This window comes from Acidaminococcus sp. CAG:542 (genome assembly GCF_000437815.1).
Taxonomy (GTDB): domain Bacteria; phylum Bacillota; class Negativicutes; order Acidaminococcales; family Acidaminococcaceae; genus Acidaminococcus.
This window is the reverse complement of the sequence record NZ_FR902100.1, coordinates 1-369: the sequence shown is the minus strand read 5'-3', so window position 1 is coordinate 369 and position 369 is coordinate 1. Positions and strand designations below refer to the sequence as shown.

Annotated in this window: 1 pseudogene; it reads right to left on the bottom strand. The window is 61.2% G+C overall.

The window, feature by feature from the left end:
* Positions 1-249: pseudogene (locus tag QVO43_RS08845) on the bottom strand (Zn-dependent hydrolase); the annotation flags it as partial.
* Positions 250-369 lie beyond the last annotated feature (120 nt).

Genomic DNA, 369 nt, shown 5'->3' with positions numbered 1-369 from the left:
CCCGGAAGGCACCGTATCCAGATGGGACCCCATAAGGATGTGCCTGGCGTCCGGGTCCGTCCCGGGCAGCACGGCCCGCAGGTTCCCGGCAGCATCCCGGCTGGTGGAAAGCCCCGCCTTTTGCAGCAGATTTTCCGCCGCCTCCAGGGCCTGGAAGAATTCCGGGCTGTACAGCCGGCGGGTATAGGACCCATCGGGATTTTTCCCGAAATGGGCAATGGTTTCAAGGATGTCCATGATCCGTGGCATGGTGTGATTCCCTCCTTTTTTGTCAATGGTCAAGGGCAGTCGGAAGCCAACCGCCCCAGGCGTTTGGCCTGAAGAGAAACGCAGCTGACGCTGCTAACCCACCACCATTGCGCAGGCGCA